The organism is Variovorax sp. 278MFTsu5.1 (assembly GCF_048305045.1).
Lineage (GTDB): Bacteria > Pseudomonadota > Gammaproteobacteria > Burkholderiales > Burkholderiaceae_C > Variovorax > Variovorax guangxiensis.
Genome location: NZ_CP157622.1, coordinates 1834907 through 1856350, shown reverse-complemented (window position 1 = coordinate 1856350; position 21444 = coordinate 1834907). Strand labels below are relative to the sequence as shown.

The following is a 21444-nucleotide window of genomic DNA, read 5'->3' as shown; positions in this document are numbered from 1 at the left end:
CCCGGTCCTCATGCGTAAAGGTTTTCGATGGAGGCGGTGTAGACGCGCACGTTCTCCTCGCCCTCGGGGTCGAGGGTGGCGATGAAGCGGCGCGCGCGCTCGCGGTAGGCCGGCAGGTCGGCGTCGTGTTCGGCGAAGGCGCGCCGCAGCGCGAGGCCACCCTCCTCGCAGTCGAAGCCGTGATAGCGGTAGCCGCAGTCGCCGATGAGGTGTGAGTTGTGGATCAGCGGATAACCGCCGTACAGCGCCTCGTAATAGAGATAGTTCTGCGCGTTTTCCCAGTGGTGCGCGAACACCGCGTCGATCTTGCCGGGCATCACCTGGAACATCGGAAAGCGCCCCTCGAAGGTGGCCAGGCCGTGCTGCACGATGTCCAGGCTCTGCGCGAAGCCGATGAAGAGCGCCTTGTCCTTCAGGTGGAAGCTGTTGTAGACCCACATCTTCTCGATGAGCCTGGGCTGCGCGCGGTGCGCGGCCTCGCAGCCGAGCATCGGGATGAAGCTGGTCTTCACCATGCAGATGTTGGGCTCGAAGATGGCCACGCGCCAGCGGCCGCGGCCGGGCTCGTAGGCGAAGGGAGCGCCCTGCGGCGCGCGGGCCATGGCTCGCTCCAGCACCATCGGGCTCCACAGGTGCGGCATGAGCCGTACCGGCGCGCGGAAGGTGCTCTCGAAATACGGCTTGCACGACACCTCGTACTCGGGGATCGTCCAGACCTCGTCGTAAGGCGCGCCCGAGATCAGCAGGCCGTGCGGCTTGTCGAAGATCATGCGCTCGATGTCGATCACGTAGTCGTTGCCCACGCGCATCGAGACGATCTTGCCGCCGCGCTCGCGGAACGCCACCGACCACGGCACGGCGAGCTGGGCGCTCATCTCGAACATGACGTCGAGCTGCTGCCCCGCCGTGGCCATGTCGATGACGGGCACGGGCGAGTCGGCGAGGAAGTTGGTGGCATCCGCCGGGCCGCCGTCGCCGCCGCCGGCCACCAGCACCGCGCTTTCCACGCGCGGCGAGCGCAGCAGCAGCATCACGAGAAACAAACAGTTCTGGTAGACGCCGTTCTCCCACAGGCTCTGCTCGCCCTTGCGGATGAAGATGGAGACGCCGACCTTGAGCTTCGCCGGCATCATGCGGCGGCCCTCGCTGCATCGGCACGGAAGCCGGCATTGCCGCCCACGAGGTGCAGCAGGCGCTGCGCGTAGCCCTCGATGTTCGCGGGATTGAGCGGGTCGACCGACTGGAACACGCGCTGCGCGCGGGCGCGGTAGTCGTCGAGCTGCAGGTCGTGGGAGCGCACGGCCTCGCGCAGCTGCGCCGCGCCGGCGGCGATGTCGAAGTCGGGGTAGTAGTAGCCCGCGTCGCGCAGCCAGGGCGAGTTGTGCACCAGCGGGTAATTGCCGTAGAGCGCGTCGAGATAGCCGTAGTTCTGGTCGTTTTGCCACTGGTGCGAGACCACCGCGTCGGCGAACTGCACCATGAAGCCCGCGAAGTCGTTGCGGCCGTGGAAAGTCGCCTTGTGCTGGCGCACGATGTCCAGCGAGTTCGCCAGGTACAGCATGGTCGGGTGGTCCTTCAGGTGCAGGGTGTTGAGCACCTGCATCGAGGCCACCGTCGAAGGGTCGGCGCGGTAGGCGCCGTCGCAGATGAGCATGGGCACGCTGCAGGTCTTCACCACCGAGATGTTGGGCTCGAAGATCGCCACGCGGAAGCCCGGCTGTTCGGCGGTGCGCGGCCTGTAGCCGAAGGGATAGCCCGCGGCCTCGACCTCTGCGACGCGCTGCGCCAGGAACTGCGGCGACCAGAGGTAAGGCACCTCGTGCACCGGACAGCGGTGGATGGTGCGCATCATGGGCGCAAACACTTCGTCCTTGGGCAGCAGCCACACCTCGTCGCAGCGGTCGGGCTTGCTGAAGTGGCCCTTGTCGGTGAAGACGATGGGCTCGGCCAGCGCCGCGAAGGGCTGGCCCACGCAATGGAACACCACGCGGCCGCCGCATGCGCGGAAGTATGAGAGCCACTGCACGTCGAGCGCGCCGGCCATCTCGATGACCACGTCCAGCGCGTCGGTGAGTTCGCGGGCCCGGCCGAAGCCCAGGCCCATGGCGGCCATGTCGACCTGGGGCGGCATGGCCTGCTGGTCGCCCGCGTCGACGAGGATCACGGATTCGACGAAGTCGATGCGTTGCAGCAGCCGGGCCAGGAACAGGACGTTCTGCCCCATTCCGTTCTCCCAGATGTTCTGCCCCGCATGGGTAAGGACTGAAATACCTATGCGCATGAGGCGGAGTGTGTACCAGAAAGAACGGCTCCCACGCCGTGAAGCGAGGGAGCCGCCCGTTCGAGGGCCGGTTCGGCGGCCTTTCAGTGGCTTATTCCCTTATTTCCACTTCCAGCCGATGCCGGCGTTGATGCCCCACTCCTTGCCCGTGGTCGTCAGGCCCGCGCCCCACGACATCTTGCCGTCGTCCGACAGTGCCTTGAAGGTCAGCGCCACCGCGCTGTAGCCCTTGTAGCTGCCCAGGCCCACGCCCACCGTCTTCTCGCCCGGATAGAGCGTCGGCAGGTAGGTGCCCGACATCGCGAACGCCATGGCCGTGCCCGAGTAGGCGATGCGCGCCACGTCGCCGACCTGGCCCTGCACCTGGTTGAGCTGCTGCACGTTGACCGCGTCGCCCGGCAGGATGCCCGCCGCCACGTTGCTGATGCGCGTGCCGCCCGGCGCCTGGCCGTTGCCCAGCGTGATCTGGTTGTAGTTGACCGAGCCGTCCGGGTTGGTCGCGTACTGAACGCTGCTGGCCTTCGACGCCGCCGAGGCCGCCTTCAACTGCGCCACGTTGGTCGCATCGCTGTCGGCCGTGCCCGCCGCCACGCCGGTGATCTGGCGGTACTGGCCGTTGGCCGCGTCGCCCACAGACACCGCTGCCTGCGTGCTGGTGGTCGCCTTGATCGCGGCCTCCTGCTGCGCCGTCGCGCCGCCCGGCACGTAGCCGGCCATGCCTGCGGCAGTGGAAGCCACCGAGCCGGAGCCCAGCGCCACGCCGCCGCTTTGCTGGACGATCGCGCCGAAGCCGATGGCCGTGCCCTTGGAGACGTTCTGCGCCTGGCTCAGCGGCGTGCCGCCCGCATCCGCGTTGTCGCCCAGCGCCACGCCGCCGCCGCCCGCACGGGCGTTGGCACCGATGGCCTGCGAGCCCGTGGCCAGGGCGCCCGTGCCGATGGCGATCGCGTTGGCCCCCGTGGCCTGTGCGCCGAAGCCCACCGCCACCGCGCCGTCGGCCGTCGCCTTCGCACCGTTGCCGGCCGCGAAGGAGTTGGCGCCGCTGGCCACCGACTGCGGGCCGATCGCCACCGCCTCCTGCCCGCTGGCCACCGAGTCGCCCGCCGTCGAGTTGGCGTGGAAGTACTTGGTGCCGGTGTTGTAGATGTTGTTGACCGAGGTGCTCAGGCTGTTGAGGTTGACGTTCGTCGTGCTCAGGCCCGTCGACAGGCTGCCGATGCCGCTGAACGCCGTGCTCAGGCCCGACGAGGTCGAGGTCGAGAGGCTGTTGATGCTGCTCGTGGCCGTGCTCAGGCCGCTCGACGTGGAGGTCGACAGGCTGCTGATGCTGCTGGTAGCGGTGCTCAGGCCCGTGGAGGTCGAGGTCGACAGGCTGTCGATGCTGCTCGTCGCGGTGCTCAGGCCGGTCGACGTCGACGTGGACAGGCTCGCCAGGCCGCTGCCGGCCGAGGACAGGCTGGTGGACAGGCTGTCGACCGTGCTGTTGGTCGTGCTCAGGCCCGTCGACAGGCTGCTGATGCTGCTGGTGGCGGTGCTCAGGCCAGTCGACGTGGAAGTCGAGAGGCTGCTGATGCTGCTCGTCGCAGTGCTCAAGCCGGTCGAGGTCGACGTGGACAGGCTGTTGACCGTGCTGTTGGTCGTGCTCAGGCCGGTCGACAGGCTGTTGATGCTGCTCGTCGCAGTGCTCAGGCCGGTCGAGGTCGACGTGGACAGGCTGTTGACCGTGCTGTTGGTCGTGCTCAGGCCGGTCGACAGGCTGTTGATGCTGCTCGTGGCGGTGCTCAGGCCGGTCGAGGTCGAAGTGGACAGGCTGTCGATGCTGCTGGTGGCGGTGCTCAGGCCAGTCGAAGTCGACGTGGACAGGCTGTTGATGCTGCTGGTCGCAGTGCTCAGGCCGGTCGAAGTCGAGGTCGACAGACTGTTGATGCTGCTGGTGGCAGTACTCAGACCGGTCGAGGTGGAGGTCGACAGGCTGTTGATGCTGCTGGTCGCAGTGCTCAGACCGGTCGACGTCGAGGTCGACAGGCTGTCGATGCTGCTCGTGGCAGTGCTCAGGCCGGTCGAAGTGGAGGTCGACAGGCTGCTGATGCTGCTCGTCGCCGTGCTCAGGCCAGTCGACGTGGAAGTCGAGAGACTGTCGATGCTGCTCGTCGCAGTGCTCAGGCCGGTCGAGGTCGAGGTCGACAGGCTGTTGATGCTGCTCGTCGCGGTGCTCAGACCGGTAGAAGTGGACGTCGACAGGCTGCTGATGCTGCTCGTCGCAGTGCTCAGGCCAGTCGACGTGGAAGTCGAGAGGCTATCGATGCTGCTCGTGGCGGTGCTCAGACCCGTCGACGTGGACGTCGAGAGGCTGCTGACAGTGCTGTTGGTCGTGCTCAGGCCGGTCGACAGGCTGCTGATGCCGCTGGTTGCAGTGCTCAAGCCGGTCGAGGTCGAAGTCGAGAGGCTGTCGATACTGCTGGTCGCAGTGCTCAGGCCGGTCGAGGTGGAGGTCGACAGGCTGTTGATGCTGCTTGTTGCGGTGCTCAGACCCGACGAGGTCGACGTCGACAAGCTGTTGATGCTGCTCGTCGCCGTACTCAGACCGGTCGACGTGGACGTCGACAGACTGCTGACGGTGCTGTTGGTCGTGCTCAGGCCGGTCGACAGGCTGTTGATGCTGCTGGTGGCGGTGCTCAGGCCAGTCGACGTGGAAGTCGAGAGGCTGTCGATGCTGCTCGTTGCAGTGCTCAGACCGGTCGAGGCGGAAGTCGACAGGCTGTTGATGCTGCTCGTCGCGGTGCTCAACCCCGTCGACGTGGAGGTCGACAGGCTGTTGATGCTGCTCGTGGCCGTGCTCAAGCCCGTGGAGGTCGAAGTCGACAGACTGCTGATGCTGCTGGTTGCCGTGCTCAGGCCAGTCGACGTGGAGGTCGACAGGCTGTTGATGCTGCTCGTGGCAGTGCTCAGGCCGGTCGAAGTGGAGGTCGACAGGCTGCTGATGCTGCTCGTCGCCGTGCTCAGGCCAGTCGACGTGGAAGTCGAGAGACTGTCGATGCTGCTCGTCGCGGTGCTCAGACCGGTAGAAGTGGACGTCGACAGGCTGCTGATGCTGCTCGTCGCAGTGCTCAGGCCAGTCGACGTGGAAGTCGAGAGGCTATCGATGCTGCTCGTGGCGGTGCTCAGACCCGTCGACGTGGACGTCGAGAGGCTACTGACGGTGCTGTTGGTCGTGCTCAGGCCGGTCGACAGGCTGTTGATGCTGCTGGCGGCGGTGCTCAGGCCAGTCGACGTGGAAGTCGAGAGGCTGTCGATGCTGCTCGTTGCAGTGCTCAGACCGGTCGAGGTGGAAGTCGACAGGCTGTTGATGCTGCTCGTCGCAGTGCTCAGACCCGTCGAGGTCGAGGTCGACAAGCTGTTGATGCTGCTCGTCGCGGTGCTCAACCCCGTCGACGTGGAGGTCGACAGGCTATTGATGCTGCTCGTGGCCGTGCTCAGGCCAGTCGACGTGGAGGTGGACAGGCTGTCGATGCTGCTCGTGGCCGTGCTCAGCCCTGTCGAGGTCGAGGCCGACAGGCTGCTGATGCTGCTCGTGGCCGTGCTCAGCCCTGTCGAGGTCGAGGCCGACAGGCTGCTGATGCTGCTCGTGGCCGTGCTCAGGCCAGTCGACGTGGAGGTCGACAGGCTGCTGATGCCGCTGGTCGCGGTGCTCAAGCCGGTCGAAGTCGAGGTCGACAGGCTGTTGATGCTGCTCGTCGCGGTGCTCAGGCCCGTGGAGGTCGAAGTCGACAGGCTGCCGATGCTGCTGGTGGCCGTGCTCAACCCCGTCGAGGTGGACGTGGACAGGCTGTCGATGCGGCTGTTTGCCGTGCTCAGGCCGGTCGACGTGGAGGTCGACAGGCTGCTGATGCCGGTCGAAGTCGACGTGGACAGGCTGTTGATGCTGCTGGTTGCGGTGCTCAGACCGGTCGAAGTGGAAGTCGACAGGCTACTGATGCTGCTCGTCGCCGTGCTCAGACCCGTCGAGGTGGACGTGGACAGGCTGTCGATGCGGCTGTTTGCCGTACTCAGGCCGGTCGACGTGGAGGTCGACAAGCTGCTGATGCCGGTGGAAGTCGACGTGGACAGGCTGTTGATGCTGCTGGTTGCAGTGCTCAGGCCAGTCGAAGTCGAAGTCGACAGACTTGCAACAGAGCTGTTCGTGGTGCTCAAGCCGGTCGAGGTGGAGGTCGACAGGCTGTCGATGCTGCTGGTCGCCGTGCTCAGGCCGCTCGAGAGCGAAGCCGTGACGGTCTTCACCTGGGAGACGTTGACGGCATCCGTGTCCGCGCTGCCCGGGGCCACGCCGGTGATCACGCGGTTGCCGACGTTCAGTTCGCCCGACGCGTTCTGCTTGCTGGTCAGGCCGAAGGCGTCGTAGTTCGTCATCGCCGCGGCGCTGCGGCTGGCCGTGGAGTTCGCGCCCAGCGCCACGCTGTTGTCGCCGTTGGCGATGGCGTTCTGGCCGATGGCCACGCTGTTCGCGCCGATGGCCTGGCTGTCCGCGCCGGTGCTGTTGGCGTGGAAGTACTTCGTGCCGGTGTTGTAGATCGAACTGACCGACGAACTCAGGGTGCTCAGGTTGCTGTTGGTCGTGCTCAGGCCGGTCGACAGGCTGCCGATGCCGCTGGTGGCGGTGCTCAGGCCCGTGGAGGTCGAGGTCGACAGGCTTGCGATGGAGCTGTTCGTGGTGCTCAGGCCAGTCGACGTGGAAGTCGACAGGCTGCTGATGCCGGTCGACGCCGATGTGGACAGGCTGTTGATGCTGCTCGTCGCCGTGCTGAGGCCCGTAGAGGTCGAGGTCGACAGGCTGCTGATTCCGGTCGACGCTGAGGTGGACAGGCTGGCAACAGAGCTGTTCGTGGTGCTCAGGCCCGTCGAGGTCGAGGTCGAGAGGCTGCTGATGCCAGTCGAAGCCGACGTGGACACGCTGCCGATGCTGCTCGTCACTGTGCTCAGACCGGTGGAAGTCGAGGTCGAGAGGCTCGTAATGGAGCTGTTCGTGGTGCTCAGGCCGGTCGACGTCGAGGTCGACAAGCTGGCGACCGAGCTGTTGGTGGTGCTCAGGGCCGTCGAAGTCGAAGTCGACAGGCTGCTGATGCCAGTCGAAGCCGACGTGGACAGGCTGCCGATGCTGCTTGTCGCAGTGCTCAGGCCCGTGGAAGTCGAGGTCGACAGGCTCGCAACCGAGCTGTTGGTGCTGCTCAGGGCCGTCGAGAGGCTGCCGATGCTGCTCGCCGAGTTACTCAGGCCGGTCGACAGGCTGCTGACGGCGCTGTTGGTCGTGCTGAGACCGGTCGACAGGCTGCTGATGCCGGTGGAAGTCGAGGTGGACAGGCTGCCGATGCTGCTTGTCGCGGTGCTCAGGCCCGTGGAGGTCGAGGCTGACAGGCTCGCAACGGAACTGTTGGTGGTGCTCAGGCCCGTCGACGTCGAAGTCGACAGGCTGCTGATGCCGGTCGAAGCCGACGTGGACAGGCTGACGATGCTGCTCGTGGCCGTGCTCAGGCCGGTCGAGGTCGAAGTCGACAGGCTGCCGATGCTGCTGGTGGCGGTGCTCAGCCCCGTCGAGGTGGAGGTCGACAGGCTGTTGATCCGGCTGGTCGCGGTGCTGAGCCCCGTGGAAGTCGAGGTCGACAGGCTGCTGACGGTGCTGTTGGTCGTGCTCAGGCCGGTCGAGAGGCTGACGATGCCCGTGGAGGTCGAGGTCGACAGGCTTGCAACGGAGCTGTTCGTGGTGCTCAGGCCGGTGGAAAGGCTCGATGCGGTGGTGCTCAGCTGCGCGACGGTCACGGCGTCGGTGGGCGCGGCGCCGTCGGCCAGGTTGGTGATGCGGCGGTTGGTCGCGGCCGTGCCGCCGCCGAACGAGACTTCGCCGCCGTTGGCCGTCTGCCCGGTCATGTAGGCGGCGCCGGTCGGGGCGGCCGCGCCCGTCACGCTGCCGTTGCCGATGGCCACGGCGTTGGCGTACTGCGCGATGGCCTTGTAGCCGATGGCCACGGCATTGGCGCCAGCCGCATTGGCCAGCGTGCCGATGGCCACCGTGCGCGTGTTCGACGCGAGCGCACCGGCACCGATCGCCAGGGCCTGCTGGGCCGATGCGTTGGCCGTATCGCCCAGCGCCACCGCCGACTGGCCGGTTGCGGTGGTGTTGTTGCCGAGCGCGACGGACTGTTGCGCCGCGAAGCCATTCACGCCGATTGCGACGGATGCCACGGCGGAAGCGTTGGCGTTCCGGCCGATGGCCGTCGAGTCCTGGACGGCGCTTGCGCTGCTGCCGAGCGCGACGGCGCCCAGGGCCGTTGCGCGCGAGCTGTCGCCGAGGGCGACCGTGCCTGCGCCGATCGCGTTGGTGTTGTTGCCCATTGCGACGGCGCCCTGGCCGATCGCGTTGTTGGCATTGCCGATGGCCACCGCGCCGTTCGCGGCGGTCGTGCCGGCGGCGTCGCCTGCGGCCGTGCTGTCGGCACCCAACACCACGGCGCCGGTGCCGTTGGCGGTGTTGGGATCGCCGATGGCCACGGCGCCATTGCCCGTGGCCTTCTGGCCGCGCCCGATGGCGACTGCGCCCCCCGTGGCCGAGCCGCTGTTGGCGGTGGTGCCGCTGGAGCCGATCGCCACGTTCTGGCCCGTGGCGCCGCTGGTCACGCCATCGCCCTGAGCGATGCCGAAGGCGCCGTTCACCACGGCGCCGCGGCCGAGGGCGATGCCCGAAGTGGCGGTCGAAACGACCGAAGACTGGCCGCCGATGGCGATGGAGTCGGCGGCCGCCGCGGCTGCGCCGCCGGTGGCGTTGCCGCCGATGGCGGTCGAGCCTGCGCCGCTGGCTGCGGTGGCCGTGCCGATGGCCACTGCGTTCGAGCCTGAGCCGAGTGCGTTGACGCCGAGGGCGAGCGTCGCATCGACCACCGAGGTCGTGTTCGGCGGCTTGACCGATGCGCCGTTGCCGATCGCGATGCTGCGGGTCGAGCGGTCGTCCGTCGCGGCGTTGCCGCCGATGGCGATGCCCGCGTTCTGGGCCGAGACGCCGAACTGGTCGGCGGATGCGCCGGTGCCCAGCGCGATGCTGCCGCCCCAGCTGTTGGCGTTGGTGCCGATGGCTACCGAGTTGACGTCGGTGTTGGAGCCGATGGCGGCGTTCTTGCCGATGGCGATGGAGCCGTCGGCCCTGGCCAGGGCGGTGTTGCCCACCGCGACGGAGCTGTTGCCCAGGCCTGCCGCGCTGGAGCCGACCGCCACCGCGCTCGCGGCAGCTGCGTTGGCGTTGTTGCCGATGGCCGTCGCGCTGGCGCCGCTGGCGTTGGCACCGCTGGCGATCGCAACGGTGTTCGTTCCGGAAACCTTGGAACTGGCGCCGATGGCGACACCGCCATTGGAGCTCGCGGCAACGTTGGCGCCGTCGCCCTGCGCAATGCCGGAAACGCTGTTCACCACGGCGCCGCGGCCGACCGCGATACCCGAAGTCGCAGCCGCCGCCACGCTGGACTGGCCGCCGATGGCGATGCCGTCGGTCGCCGCGGAATTGGCGACGCCGCTGGCATTGCTGCCGATGGCGATGGAACCGGTGCTCGATGCCGTGGTCCCGTTGCCGGCTGCGAGCGAGTTCTGGCCGGAGGCCTTGGCGCCCACGCCGAACGCGGTCGCGCCCTGCGCGGTGGCGCTGGTGCCGTTGTTGCCGATGGCCAGCGTGTTCGTGGCGGTGGCCGAGGTCTGGCCGCCGACGGCGGTCGAATCCTGCCCCGTGGCCTTGGCGCCCGTGCCGATCGCGGTCGAGTCGCCCAGGGAGGCCGCGGTGCCGCTCGCATTGGCGCCCCAGCCGATGGCCAGGTTGCTGGAACCGACACTGGCGGCATTGGCATTCAGTCCAATGGCGATGCCGTTGACGCCCTGCGCACTGGCAGCGTTGCCCACGGCCACGCTGCTGGTGCCGATCGCGTTGGCGGCGGAACCGAGGGCGGTGCTGTTGTCGCCGGCGCTGCGTGCATTGAAGCCGGCGGCCAGGCTCGTGATACCGGTGGCCTGGGCCTGGTGGCCCAGCGCGGTGGCGAGCTTGTTGGCCACCGCCGCCATGCCGATGGCCGTGGCGCCCGCGCCCTGGGCGGTGGTGAAGGAGCCGATCGTCGTCACGCCCAGGAAGTTGCCGCCGTTCGAGGAACAGCCGGCGACCGTCGACCACACGCCCGAGCCATCGACCGGGGCGACGGTCGCCCCGTACGCCGTCGTGCCATCGGGGCCGGTGCCGCCGCCGGTCACGCAGGTGCCCGACGGTCCGAGCACCGAGGCCCCCGCATGCGGGCCAAAGGCCATGGAGGCGATCGCCAGACCGATTGCCGCGACCGTGGCGGTCACGCTGGAACCGCTTCGCTTGCCGCGCGCCGAGGTGATCTCCGATGCCGCCACCCAGGCGCCAAGGGATTCATTCCATATGCTTCTGTAAGACTTATTCATGTGACTTTCGGCTCGCGGTGTGGACGGATTCGGATAGCGGAAATGCGATGCTTCCTGCCTCAGGCTCCATCGCGGAGGCGCTCAATACGGCACCTCAATTACAAGAATGGTGGAATGTACGGAGTTGTTTACATTTCCGATGCACCGCAGCATTCTTCAAAATCGACTCTGATGATTTAGTTCACAAAAATTTAAAAAAGCGTCCTGCCTTGCATGCCAGAAGCGGTCGTCGAACGTTGAAACAAGGTTCCAATTGAAGCCATGCAGACCTCCAACTCCATTCATTTGCATCGAACACCTCCCATTTGGCGGTCTTTTCCAAGCGTTCTCGGTGATGCCACACAGCGGTTCGCTTTTCGATTTCTTTGAATGCAAAGGTCTGCTGTGAAATTAAAATCGTGAAATTGATCACGACCCAATAGCAAGCCTCGTGACTTTTTTCACGCAAATGAGTCCACCTCCGGCAATTAACATTTAAGAAACAATTCAAATGTCTCTCGCCCCAAGGCTGCGCATCGGAATCACCATCGGCCTCCATCACGAGGCCGAAACGCTGTGGAACAACGGGATCAAGCAGAACGCCGTGTTCCTGGCGGAGGCGCTGAAGCACTGCCCGACCGTGGCCTCGGTGGTGCTCGTTAACACCACGGCCGTCCCGATCACCCAGGCCCTGCCCTGGGACCAGTCACGCTGGCCCACCGTGACCTTCGAGGCGGCCAAGGACAGCGTGGACGTGCTGATCGAGCTCGGAGGCCAGATCGACGCGGCGCAGACCGACTACCTCAAGCAGCGCGGCGCGCGACTGGTGTCGTACTGCTGCGGCTTCGAGTACGTGCACGCCATGGAGGCGATGCTGTTCAGCAAGCCGCTCTGGGGACAGAACCTGTTCGTCAACCAGCGCTACGACGACATCTGGATGGTTCCGCAGGTCTCCAACATCAGCCAGCCGTACTTCGAGGTGCTGCGCCGGGCCGATGCGCGCCCGGTGCCCTTCGTGTGGAGTCCGGTGTTCCTGGACGAGCGCACGCGCGGCCTGCCCGATGCCGGCGTCTACCAGCCGAAGGCCGGCCCGCGCCGGTTGAGCGTGATGGAGCCGAACATCAACGTGGTGAAGTTCTGCCTCTACCCGGTGCTGATCGCCGAGCTGGCCTACCGGGCGCGGCCCGAGGCCATCGCGCTGCTGCAGGTCACCAACGCCGAGCGACTGGCGAAGGAGAACATGGAGTTCATCACGCTGATGAACCAGCTCGACCTGGTGCGCCAGCACAAGGCGGTCTTCCTGGGCCGGCACGAAACGCCCGTGTTCCTCGCACAGAACACCGACATCGTGGTCTCGCACCAGTGGGAGAACCCGCTGAACTACTTCTACCTGGAGACCTGCTGGCAGGGCTACCCGCTGGTGCACAACGCCCACCTGTGCGCGGACCTGGGCTACTACTACCAGGGCAACGACGTGTCCGGCGCCAGCACCCGCGTGGTCGAGACCATCGACACGCACGACGCGCAGGCCGGCGCGTACCGCGAGCGCCAGCGCAGCCTGATCGGCCGCTACCTTCCCGGCAACGCCGCGGCCACCGAGGTCTACGACACCCTGCTGCTCGGCCTGATGCGGCGCGCGGCCCGATAAGCCCGGCAGTCACCCGGCCAACGACAAGCGAACGGAACCGACATGCTCGATCCATCCGAACTCCGGCAGTTCTTCCCAGTGATCGTGACGCCAAGCCACGACGGCAAGGTCTTCCTGAACTACGTCAACTCGATGCTGAACTTCGCCGTGCAGGCCGAGCGTGCCGGCATGCGGCTGCAGGTGTTCACGCACCAGGGCGAGAGCCTGGTGACGCGCGCGCGGAACAACTGCGTGGCCCAGTTCCTGGCCAATCCGCAGTGGACGCACCTTTTCTGGGTCGACGCCGACATCGGCTTCTCGGCGCAGGCGGCCTTCCGCCTGCTGCTGTCGGGCTACGACGTCGCGGCGGGGGTCTACCCGCTGAAGCGGGAGAACTGGCCCGAAGGCGGCGTAGCCGCTGGCACGACGCAGCAGCAGTTCGAGTCCACCTTCACCCGCTACACGGTCAACGCCCAGGCATCCGCGACCACCTCGCGGGTCGAACTGGAGGTGCAGCCCGACGGCTTCATGAAGATGACCGAGGCGCCGACCGGCTTCATGGTGATCAGGCGATCGGTGTTCGAGCGGCTCATGGCGAGCTACCCCGATCTCAGCTACGTGCCCGACAGCATCGGCGAGGCCGACCTGGGCCTGCACTACCGCTTCTTCGACGTCATGGTCGATCCGCAGACGCGGCGCTACCTGTCGGAGGACTACGGCTTCTGCCGCCTCTGGACGGGGCTGGGCGAGTCGATCTACATCGACGCCAACTCCAACCTCTCCCACCAGGGCGCCAAGCTGTACCGCGGCGACTTCGCGAACTCGCTGCTGAACGCCCTGCCCCATGCGGTGGGCGGCCCGGCCGGCGCGGCGATGGTGCTCACGGGGCAGGAGTACCTGCAGCCCAACCAGCCTTCGCCCTGAAAAAGAAAAAGCCCCGCAGAAGCGAGGCTTGCGGGGCTCGTTTCATCGGGCGATCCGCAGATCACCCCGGGAGAGCCCGATCAGGCCGCGACCGTATCCGCCACGCCCTTGTAGTCCTCGATCTTGTCGAAGTTCAGGTACTGGTAGATCTTGTCGCCGTTGCTGTTGATCACGCCGATGTCGGCCATGTACTCCTCGCGCGTCGGGATGCGGCCGAGCTTCGAGCAGATGGAAGCCAGTTCCGCCGAGCCCAGGTACACGTTGGTGTTCTTGCCCAGGCGGTTCGGGAAGTTGCGGGTGCTGGTCGACATCACGGTGGCGCCTTCGCGCACCTGTGCCTGGTTGCCCATGCACAGCGAGCAGCCGGGCATCTCGGTGCGGGCGCCGGCATTGCCAAACACGCCGTAGTGGCCTTCCTCGGTGAGCTGCTGCGCGTCCATCTTGGTCGGGGGCGCGATCCACAGCTTGACCGGGATGTCGCGCTTGCCTTCCAGCAGCTTCGACGCAGCGCGGAAGTGGCCGATGTTGGTCATGCACGAGCCGATGAACACTTCGTCGATCTTGGCGCCGGCCACGTCCGACAGCGTCTTCACGTCGTCGGGGTCGTTCGGGCAGGCCACGATCGGCTCGTGGATGTCGGCCAGGTCGATCTCGATGACAGCCGCGTATTCGGCGTCGTCGTCGCCCTTGAGCAGCTGCGGGTCCTTCAGCCAGGCTTCCTGCGCGGCGATGCGGCGCTGCAGCGTGCGGGCGTCGGCATAGCCCTCGGCGATCATCCACTTCATCAGCGTGATGTTGCTGTTGATGTACTCGATGATCGGTTCCTTGTTCAGGTGCACCGTGCAGCCGGCAGCCGAGCGTTCGGCCGAAGCGTCGCTCAGCTCGAAGGCCTGTTCCACCTTCAGGTCGGGCAGGCCCTCGATTTCGAGGATGCGGCCCGAGAAGATGTTCTTCTTGCCCTTCTTCTCGACCGTCAGCAGGCCGGACTTGATGGCGTACAGCGGAATCGCGTTGACCAGGTCGCGCAGCGTGACGCCGGGCTGCATCTTGCCCTTGAAGCGCACGAGCACAGACTCAGGCATGTCCAGCGGCATCACGCCGGTGGCGGCAGCGAAGGCTACCAGGCCCGAGCCGGCCGGGAAGCTGATGCCGATGGGGAAGCGGGTGTGGCTGTCGCCGCCGGTGCCCACGGTGTCGGGCGTCAGCAGGCGGTTGAGCCACGAGTGGATCACGCCGTCGCCCGGGCGCAGCGAGACGCCGCCGCGGGTGCTGATGAAGTCGGGCAGCTCGTGGTGCATCTTCACGTCCACCTTCTTCGGATAGGCGGCGGTGTGGCAGAACGACTGCATCACGAGGTCGGCCGAGAAGCCCAGGCAGGCCAGGTCCTTCAGCTCGTCGCGCGTCATCGGGCCGGTGGTGTCCTGCGAGCCGACCGAGGTCATCTTGGGTTCGCAGTACGTGCCGGGGCGCACGCCCTGGCCTTCGGGCAGGCCGCAGGCGCGGCCGACCATCTTCTGGGCCAGCGAGAAGCCCTTCTTGGTGTCGACCGGGCTTTGCGGCAGGCGGAACAGCGTCGATGCGGGCAGGCCCAGGGCCTCGCGCGCCTTGGCCGTCAGGCCGCGGCCGATGATCAGCGGAATGCGGCCGCCGGCGCGCACTTCGTCGAACAGCACGTCGCTCTTGACCTTGAATTCGGCGATGACCTTGCCGTCCTTCAGCGCCTTGCCTTCGTAGGGGCGCAGCTCGACGACGTCGCCGGTGTCCATCTGGCTCACGTCGAGCTCGATGGGCAGCGCGCCGGCGTCTTCCATGGTGTTGTAGAAGATCGGGGCGATCTTCGTGCCCAGGCACACGCCGCCGAAGCGCTTGTTGGGAATGAAGGGGATGTCTTCGCCCGTGAACCACAGCACCGAGTTGGTGGCCGACTTGCGGCTGGAGCCGGTGCCGACCACGTCGCCGACGTAGGCGACCTGGTGGCCCTTGTCCTTGAGCGACTCGATGAACTTGACCGGGCCGCGCTTGCCGTCTTCCTCGGGCTGGAACGCGGTGCCTTCACGCTTGTTCTTGAGCATGGCCAGCGCGTGCATCGGGATGTCGGGACGCGTGGTGGCGTCGGGCGCGGGCGAGAGGTCGTCGGTGTTGGTCTCGCCGGGCACCTTGAAGACCGTGATGGTCAGGCTCTGCGGCACTTCGGGACGGCTGGTGAACCACTCGGCATCGGCCCAGCTCTGCAGCACGCCCTTGGCGTTGGCATTGCCCTTGTCGGCCTTTTCCTTGACGTCGTGGAACTGGTCGAACATCAGCAGGGTCTTCTTCAGGCCTTCGGCCGCCACGGCGCCGACTTCGGCGTCGTCGAGCAGGTCGATCAGGGGACTGATGTTGTAGCCGCCGAGCATGGTGCCGAGCAGTTCGGTGGCGCGGGCGCGCGAAATGAACTCGCTCTTCTCGGTGCCGTGGGCCACGGCCGCGAGGTAGCTCGCCTTGACCTTGGCGGCGTCGTCGACGCCGGCAGGCACGCGGTGGGTGAGCAGGTCCAGCAGGAAGGCGCCGTCCTTCGCGTTCGCGCTCTTGAGGAGCTCGATCGCTTCAGAGGTCTGCTTCGCGCTCAGGGGCAGCGGCGGGATACCGAGCGCGGCGCGTTCGGCAACATGGTCAACGTAGGCTTGCAACATCTTCTTTTCTCCGGAAACTGGGCTGGCGGGCATGCGGGGCGGCTCCGGCGGTCAAGCAAGAGCCGCGCCGCACCCCACCGGGTAGGGACGCTTACTTCTTCTCGCCGTCGGCGCCGTCGAACAGGGCCTTGGGCGGGTTCTTCTTCATTTCTGCGGCAAACGCGATCTGGGCTTCGGTCTGGCATTCGTCGGCGATGCGCAGGCCGGCCTTCTGGTTCATCAGCATCGACTTGTTGCCGAGCTGGAGCCACATGGCGCCGGCGCGCGGGTCTTCGAGGCGGATGGCGCCGGTGCGGCTTTCGACCGGGTGCATGCGGTACTTCTGGCCCTTGGTGCTGACGGTGAAGAAGCCGGGCTTCTTCTCGTCGGCCGTGACGGTCACGTCGGCGCCGAGTTCGCACTGGGCCTTGCCGAGCGACACGCGCTTGGCGACTTCGAGGTCGGCGTCGCTGAGGACGATGTTGGTGTCATCGCTGATCGGCGTGACTTCTTCCACCGCCTTGGCTGCCTTGCGGGTGACCTGGCGCTTCGGGGGCGCCTTCTTCGTCGTCTCGGCCTTGGCTGCGGGCTTGGCCGGCGTCGTGCTCTGTGCCACGGCCGCGAGCGGCAGTGCCAGGGCGACAGCGGCGATCAGGGCAATTTTCTTCATGTGTGGGTTTCCTTGAGGCTGGGTTCGAAGGTTTCGTTTCAGGAGGCCGCGAATGCAAACCAGGCTTTCGCCTCGGAGGGCAACGCGCGCCCTGTTGCGTGGGCACGCGTCAGTACCTGCCAGAAATGGCGGTAGCTCGCGCGGTCGTGCAATGTGCCATCAATTTGTGTCGGAGCCCAATCCGCGGCCGCCGCCTTTACAAGGATTTTTGTGGCAATTTGAATCTGCGACTCGTCCGGCGCGAAGGCTTCGAGGATGGGCCGGATCTGGTTCGGATGGATGCTCCACATGCGCGTGTAGCCGAATTCCGTGGCCGCCCTGCGGGCCGCCGTACGCATGGCGCCGGCGTCGTTGAACTCGGTGACCACGCAGTGCGACGGCACCTTGCCGTAGGCGTGCGCGGCCGAGGCGATGGCCAGCTTGGCGCGCACCACCAGCGGGTGGCTGAACTGCCCTGCCGCGCCCATGCCGTCGGCCGGGATGGCGCCGGCATGCGCCGAGACGAAATCCATGAGCCCGAAGCTCAGCGACTGCACGCGCGGATGCGCGGCAATCTCGAAGGCGTTGTGCACCGCCAGCGGCGATTCGATCAGCACGTGCAGCGGCAGCTCGCCGGCATCCGCCGCGTCGAGGGCAGCTACAGCCTGATGCACATCGGCCACCGATTCGATCTTGGGCACCATCAGGTGGCTCAGGCGCGAGCCGGCGCGGCCGGCGATGGTGACCACGTCGCCCGCGAAGGCCGGGTGGTCGACCGGATGCACGCGCACGCCGACGCGCATGCCGGGCTTCGCCGCCAGCGCGAGCTCGGTGACGAGCGCTGCGTGATCGGCCTCGCCGCCCACGGGAGCGCCGTCTTCGCAGTCGAGGGTGACGTCGAACACGCAGGCGCCGAACTCCTCGGCCATCTCGGCCTGGAGCGCGAGGCTCTTCTTCATGCGGGCCTCGACGCCGCTGTAGTGGTCGCAAACGGGCAGCGCCACCGCGCCGGCCTGTGCGCCGAGCAGCACTTCAGCGGGGTGGGCCGTCTTCGTCATGCCTTGTCGTTCTTTCCGCTCTTCTGCGCGACGATGAACATGCGCGGAAAGGCCAGCAGGCGCTTGCCGTCGGTGCGCACCGGGTACGCCTCGTCCACGCGCCGCTGGTATTCGGCGAGATAGCTCGCCTGCAGGTCGGGCGACAGGCGGTCGACGAAGGGTTTCAGGCCGGTGCCGCGCACCCATTCGACGATGGAGGCCGCATCGGTCATGCGGTGCTGGTAGATGGTGTGCCAGACATCGACGTGCGGCGCGAGCGGCGCCAGCAGGTCGTAGTAGCCGCGCAGGTCGAGCAGCAGCGTGCGCAGCTTGTCCGCGTCGCCGATGGGCTCGGCCCAGGGCGCCTCGGCCGCGAGCGCGCGCATCAGGCGGTGCGTGGGCTCCTGGCGGTTGTCGGGCATCTGGATGGCGAGCACGCCACCCGGCGCCAGCGCGTCGAACAGGCGCGGGATCAGCTTCTCGTGATCGGGCACCCACTGCAGGGACGCGTTGGCATAGATGAGATCGGGCGCTTCTTCTTTCGATCGCGGCGCCCAGGTCGCGATGTCGCTCAACTCGAAGCGCGCCTGCGGCAGGCGCTCGCGCGCGCTGACCAGCATGGCTTCGGAGTTGTCGGTCCCGATGACCTGCGCCTTCGGGAACCGGTTGACCAGCAGCTCGGTGGAGTTGCCCGGGCCGCAGCCGAGGTCGACCACGCGGGCCGCTTCGGTCAGCGGCACCCGCGCGAGGAGTTCCTGCGCGGGACGGGTGCGCTCGTCCTCGTAGCGACGGTAGAGCGCGGGGTTCCAGTCGAGCATGCCGGTCTGCGGTGGCTTACAGCAGGTGGGCGACGCCGGCCTGCTCGTCCTGCAGTTCCTTCAGCGTCTTGTTGATGCGTTCCTGGCTGAATGCGTCGATCTCCAGGCCTTCGACGATCTTGTACTTGCCGTTCTCGGTGGTGACCGGGAAGCCGAAGATCACGTCCTTCGGAATGCCGTATTCGCCGTTGGAGGGCACGCCCATGGTGACCCACTTGCCATTGGAGCCCAGGGCCCAGTCGCGCATGTGGTCGATGGCTGCGTTGGCGGCCGATGCTGCCGACGACAGGCCGCGGGCCTCGATGATGGCGGCGCCGCGCTTGCCCACCGTGGGCAGGAAGGTGTCGGCATTCCAGACCTGGTCGTTGATCAGGTCCTTGACGCCCTTGCCGCCGACGGTGGCGAAGCGGTAGTCGGCGTACATCGTGGGCGAGTGGTTGCCCCAGACGGTGAGCTTCTCGATGTCGCCCACTGCGGTGCCGGTCTTGGCGGCGATCTGGCTGGCGGCGCGGTTGTGGTCGAGGCGCAGCATGGCGGTGAAGTTCTCGCGCGGCAGGCTGGGCGCGCTCTTCATGGCGATGTAGGCGTTGGTGTTGGCGGGGTTGCCGACCACGAGCACCTTGACGTCGCGGCTGGCGACCTGGTCGAGCGCCTTGCCCTGCGCCGTGAAGATCTGGGCGTTGGCGGCCAGCAGGTCGGCGCGCTCCATGCCGGGGCCGCGGGGACGGGCACCGACCAGCAGGGCGTAGTCGGCGTCCTTGAAGGCCACCAGCGGATCGCCGGTGGGAATCACGCCGGCCAGCAGCGGGAAGGCGCAGTCTTCGAGCTCCATGATCACGCCCTTGAGCGCCTTCTGGGCCTTCTCGTCGGGGATCTCGAGCAGTTGCAGGATGACCGGCTGGTCTTTGCCGAGCATTTCACCGGAGGCGATACGGAACAGCAGGGCGTAACCGATTTGACCGGCGGCACCGGTGACGGCAACGCGGACGGGCTTTTTGCTCATGGGAAGACTCCAGAAGGTAATGAAACGGTGTCGGCGCTCTCGTGGGGCGCCAGGGGTTCTGCGGGATGAAATACCTTCCCGCAGCGCGAGACCGGCAGCATTTTAAGCCGATTCGATGAGCCCCGTCTTATGTCTTATATAAGATATCCTCTCGGGGTCCGCCAAGGCGCACCCCACCGCTGCCATGAACACGCCCACCCCATTCGACGAGCCCGCGACGCCGTCCTTCAGTCCGCTCTACCAGCAGATCAAGACCCTGATCCTGCAGAGCCTGCAGGCGGGCGAGTGGAAGCCGGGCGAGCCCATCCCCAGCGAGATGGACCTGGCGGTGCGCTACCGCGTGAGCCAGGGCACGGTGCGCAAGGCCATCGACGAGCTCGCGGCCGAGAACCTCGTGGTGCGCCGCCAGGGCAAGGGCACCTTCGTCGCCACGCATGCCGAGCAGCATGTGCAATACCGCTTCCTCAAGCTCGTGCCCGACGAGGGCGACCCGAGCACCGAGGGCCCGGCGGTTCGCACCATCGTCGACTGCAAGCGCCTGCGCGCATCGGCCGACGTAGCGCGCGCACTCGGCCTGCGCACCGCCGACGCCGTGCTGCAGGTACGCCGCGTACTTGCCTACGGCGGCGTTCCCACCATCCTCGAAGACCTCTGGCTGCCCGGCGCGCCCTTCAAGGGCCTCACCGCCGAGCGGCTGCGCGCATGGCCCGGCCCGATGTACGCGCTCTTCGAAACCGAGTTCGGCGTGCGCATGGTGCGCGCGGAAGAAAAGATCCGCGCCGTGCTGCCCGATGCCGAACAGGCCGCGCTGCTCGACGTGCCGCCGCAGATGCCCCTGCTGAGCGTGGAACGCGTGGCGCACACCTACCATGACACGCCGATGGAGCTGCGCCGCGGCCTCTATCGCACCGACACGCACCATTACAGGAACCAGCTGGGCTGACCGCGATGCAGATGAACGCCGAACACAGGTGCGCCAGCGCGCGCATGCAACGTGAGCATTGCGCTACGAAGTCAATAGCATCCGACTGCAACGGTGCAGTGACTCGCATGCGTCCGCAGCGCGATGGTGCATTGCAATAGAATTTTGCGTTGTTTGCACTTCCCATAAGAAACAAAAGCGTTCGCCCTCAGAACAAGCAACAAGCCAACAAGTCACAAAAGCCACGAAAGCCATCCCCCAATGACAGAGCTTGCAACTCCTCCCCGGCCCAAGCGTCGCGAATTCCGCAACATCAACGCCTTCACCGACCTGACCACCTACCGGCTTCCGCCGGCCGGCATCGTGTCGATCCTGCACCGCGTCAGCGGCGTGCTGATGTTCCTGCTGATGCCGTTCATCATCTGGATGTTCGACACCTCGCTGTCCTCCGACTATTCGTTCGCCCGCTTCAAGGCCGCCTTCAACAGCGGCCTTGGTTTCGTTCCGGGGTGGTTCTTCAAGCTCGTGGCGCTCGCGCTCATCTGGGCCTACCTGCACCACTTCATCGCCGGCCTGCGCCACCTCTGGATGGACGTGAGCCACTCCGCGGTGAACAAGGAGTTCGGCAACAGCTCCGCCATCTTCACGCTGGCCGCGAGCGTCATTCTCACGCTGGCGCTCGGCGCCAAGCTGTTCGGCCTGTACTGAGAAGGAGCCAACCATGTCTGTGAATTACGGCTCCAAGCGCGTCGTCGTCGGCGCCCACTACGGTCTGCGCGACTGGCTCAGCCAGCGCATCACGGGTTGCCTGATGGCGCTCTTCACGATCATCCTGCTCGCGCAGCTGATCTTCACCCGCGGCCCCATCGGCTACGACCTGTGGGCCGGCATCTTCGCCGCGCAGTGGATGAAGGTCCTGACCTTCTCCGTGATCGTCGCCCTGCTCTACCACGTATGGGTCGGCATGCGCGACGTGTGGATGGACTACGTCCAGCCCGTCGCCATCCGTCTCGTGCTGCAAGTTTTCACCATCGTCTGGCTTGTCGGTTGTGCGGGTTGGGCCATTCAAGTGCTTTGGAAGATCTGA

General features: G+C 66.6%; 12 protein-coding genes and 3 pseudogenes. 5 read left to right on the top strand and 10 right to left on the bottom strand.

Annotated features, from left to right (window positions below):
* Nucleotides 1-8: 8 nt before the first annotated feature.
* The 5 genes and pseudogenes from ABL844_RS08205 to ABL844_RS08185 form a co-directional block, all read right to left on the bottom strand.
* On the bottom strand, nucleotides 9-1133 hold the full coding sequence (locus ABL844_RS08205; RefSeq protein WP_418130963.1) for a DUF2827 domain-containing protein: 1125 nt from the start codon (nucleotides 1131-1133) through the stop codon (nucleotides 9-11).
* On the bottom strand, nucleotides 1130-2281 hold the full coding sequence (locus ABL844_RS08200; protein ID WP_418130962.1) for a DUF2827 domain-containing protein: 1152 nt from the start codon (nucleotides 2279-2281) through the stop codon (nucleotides 1130-1132). Before ABL844_RS08200 ends, ABL844_RS08205 begins: the two co-directional genes overlap by 4 nt.
* A 99-nt stretch (nucleotides 2282-2380) precedes the next feature.
* Nucleotides 2381-2830, bottom strand: a pseudogene (locus ABL844_RS08195) (YadA-like family protein); the annotation flags it as partial.
* A gap of 351 nt (nucleotides 2831-3181) precedes the next feature.
* A pseudogene (locus ABL844_RS08190) lies at nucleotides 3182-9616 on the bottom strand (hemagglutinin); the annotation flags it as partial.
* Nucleotides 9617-9871: 255 nt separating this feature from the next.
* A pseudogene (locus ABL844_RS08185) lies at nucleotides 9872-10747 on the bottom strand (ESPR-type extended signal peptide-containing protein); the annotation flags it as partial.
* A gap of 490 nt (nucleotides 10748-11237) precedes the next feature.
* Here ABL844_RS08185 and ABL844_RS08180 point away from each other — a divergent pair.
* Both ABL844_RS08180 and ABL844_RS08175 read left to right on the top strand, forming a co-directional pair.
* Nucleotides 11238-12374, top strand: coding sequence for a DUF2827 domain-containing protein (locus ABL844_RS08180; protein WP_418130961.1), 1137 nt, complete (start codon nucleotides 11238-11240; stop codon nucleotides 12372-12374).
* Nucleotides 12375-12416: 42 nt separating this feature from the next.
* Nucleotides 12417-13277, top strand: coding sequence for a hypothetical protein (locus ABL844_RS08175; RefSeq protein ID WP_184635563.1), 861 nt, complete (start codon nucleotides 12417-12419; stop codon nucleotides 13275-13277).
* Nucleotides 13278-13357: 80 nt separating this feature from the next.
* On the opposite strand, the gene ABL844_RS08170 is transcribed toward ABL844_RS08175, so the two are convergent.
* The 5 genes from ABL844_RS08170 to ABL844_RS08150 all read right to left on the bottom strand — a co-directional run bounded on the left by ABL844_RS08170 (nucleotide 13358) and on the right by ABL844_RS08150 (nucleotide 19435).
* Nucleotides 13358-15949, bottom strand: coding sequence for a bifunctional aconitate hydratase 2/2-methylisocitrate dehydratase (locus ABL844_RS08170; protein WP_184635561.1), 2592 nt, complete (start codon nucleotides 15947-15949; stop codon nucleotides 13358-13360).
* Nucleotides 15950-16040: 91 nt separating this feature from the next.
* On the bottom strand, nucleotides 16041-16598 hold the full coding sequence (locus ABL844_RS08165) for a hypothetical protein (RefSeq protein ID WP_184635559.1): 558 nt from the start codon (nucleotides 16596-16598) through the stop codon (nucleotides 16041-16043).
* 38 nt (nucleotides 16599-16636) lie between these two features.
* Nucleotides 16637-17635 carry an HpcH/HpaI aldolase/citrate lyase family protein gene (locus ABL844_RS08160; protein ID WP_418130960.1) on the bottom strand — a complete coding sequence of 333 codons (999 nt, stop codon included), beginning with the start codon at nucleotides 17633-17635 and terminating at the stop codon, nucleotides 16637-16639.
* A complete protein-coding gene (tam, locus tag ABL844_RS08155; protein WP_418130959.1) occupies nucleotides 17632-18432 on the bottom strand; it encodes a trans-aconitate 2-methyltransferase in 801 nt (266 codons plus the stop codon). Before tam ends, ABL844_RS08160 begins: the two co-directional genes overlap by 4 nt.
* 16 nt (nucleotides 18433-18448) lie before the next feature.
* On the bottom strand, nucleotides 18449-19435 hold the full coding sequence (locus ABL844_RS08150) for a malate dehydrogenase (protein WP_126022681.1): 987 nt from the start codon (nucleotides 19433-19435) through the stop codon (nucleotides 18449-18451).
* A 184-nt stretch (nucleotides 19436-19619) separates the two neighbouring features.
* On the opposite strand from ABL844_RS08150, the gene ABL844_RS08145 reads away from it, so the two are divergent.
* From ABL844_RS08145 to sdhD, 3 genes are all read left to right on the top strand, one after another.
* Complete coding sequence (locus tag ABL844_RS08145; RefSeq protein WP_019654078.1) at nucleotides 19620-20378, top strand: GntR family transcriptional regulator; 759 nt, start codon at nucleotides 19620-19622, stop codon at nucleotides 20376-20378.
* A gap of 240 nt (nucleotides 20379-20618) precedes the next feature.
* Entirely contained in the window at nucleotides 20619-21065 is a 447-nt protein-coding gene (sdhC, locus tag ABL844_RS08140; protein ID WP_126022679.1) for a succinate dehydrogenase, cytochrome b556 subunit, read from the top strand.
* A 13-nt stretch (nucleotides 21066-21078) separates the two neighbouring features.
* On the top strand, nucleotides 21079-21444 hold the full coding sequence (gene sdhD / locus ABL844_RS08135; protein WP_125947845.1) for a succinate dehydrogenase, hydrophobic membrane anchor protein: 366 nt from the start codon (nucleotides 21079-21081) through the stop codon (nucleotides 21442-21444).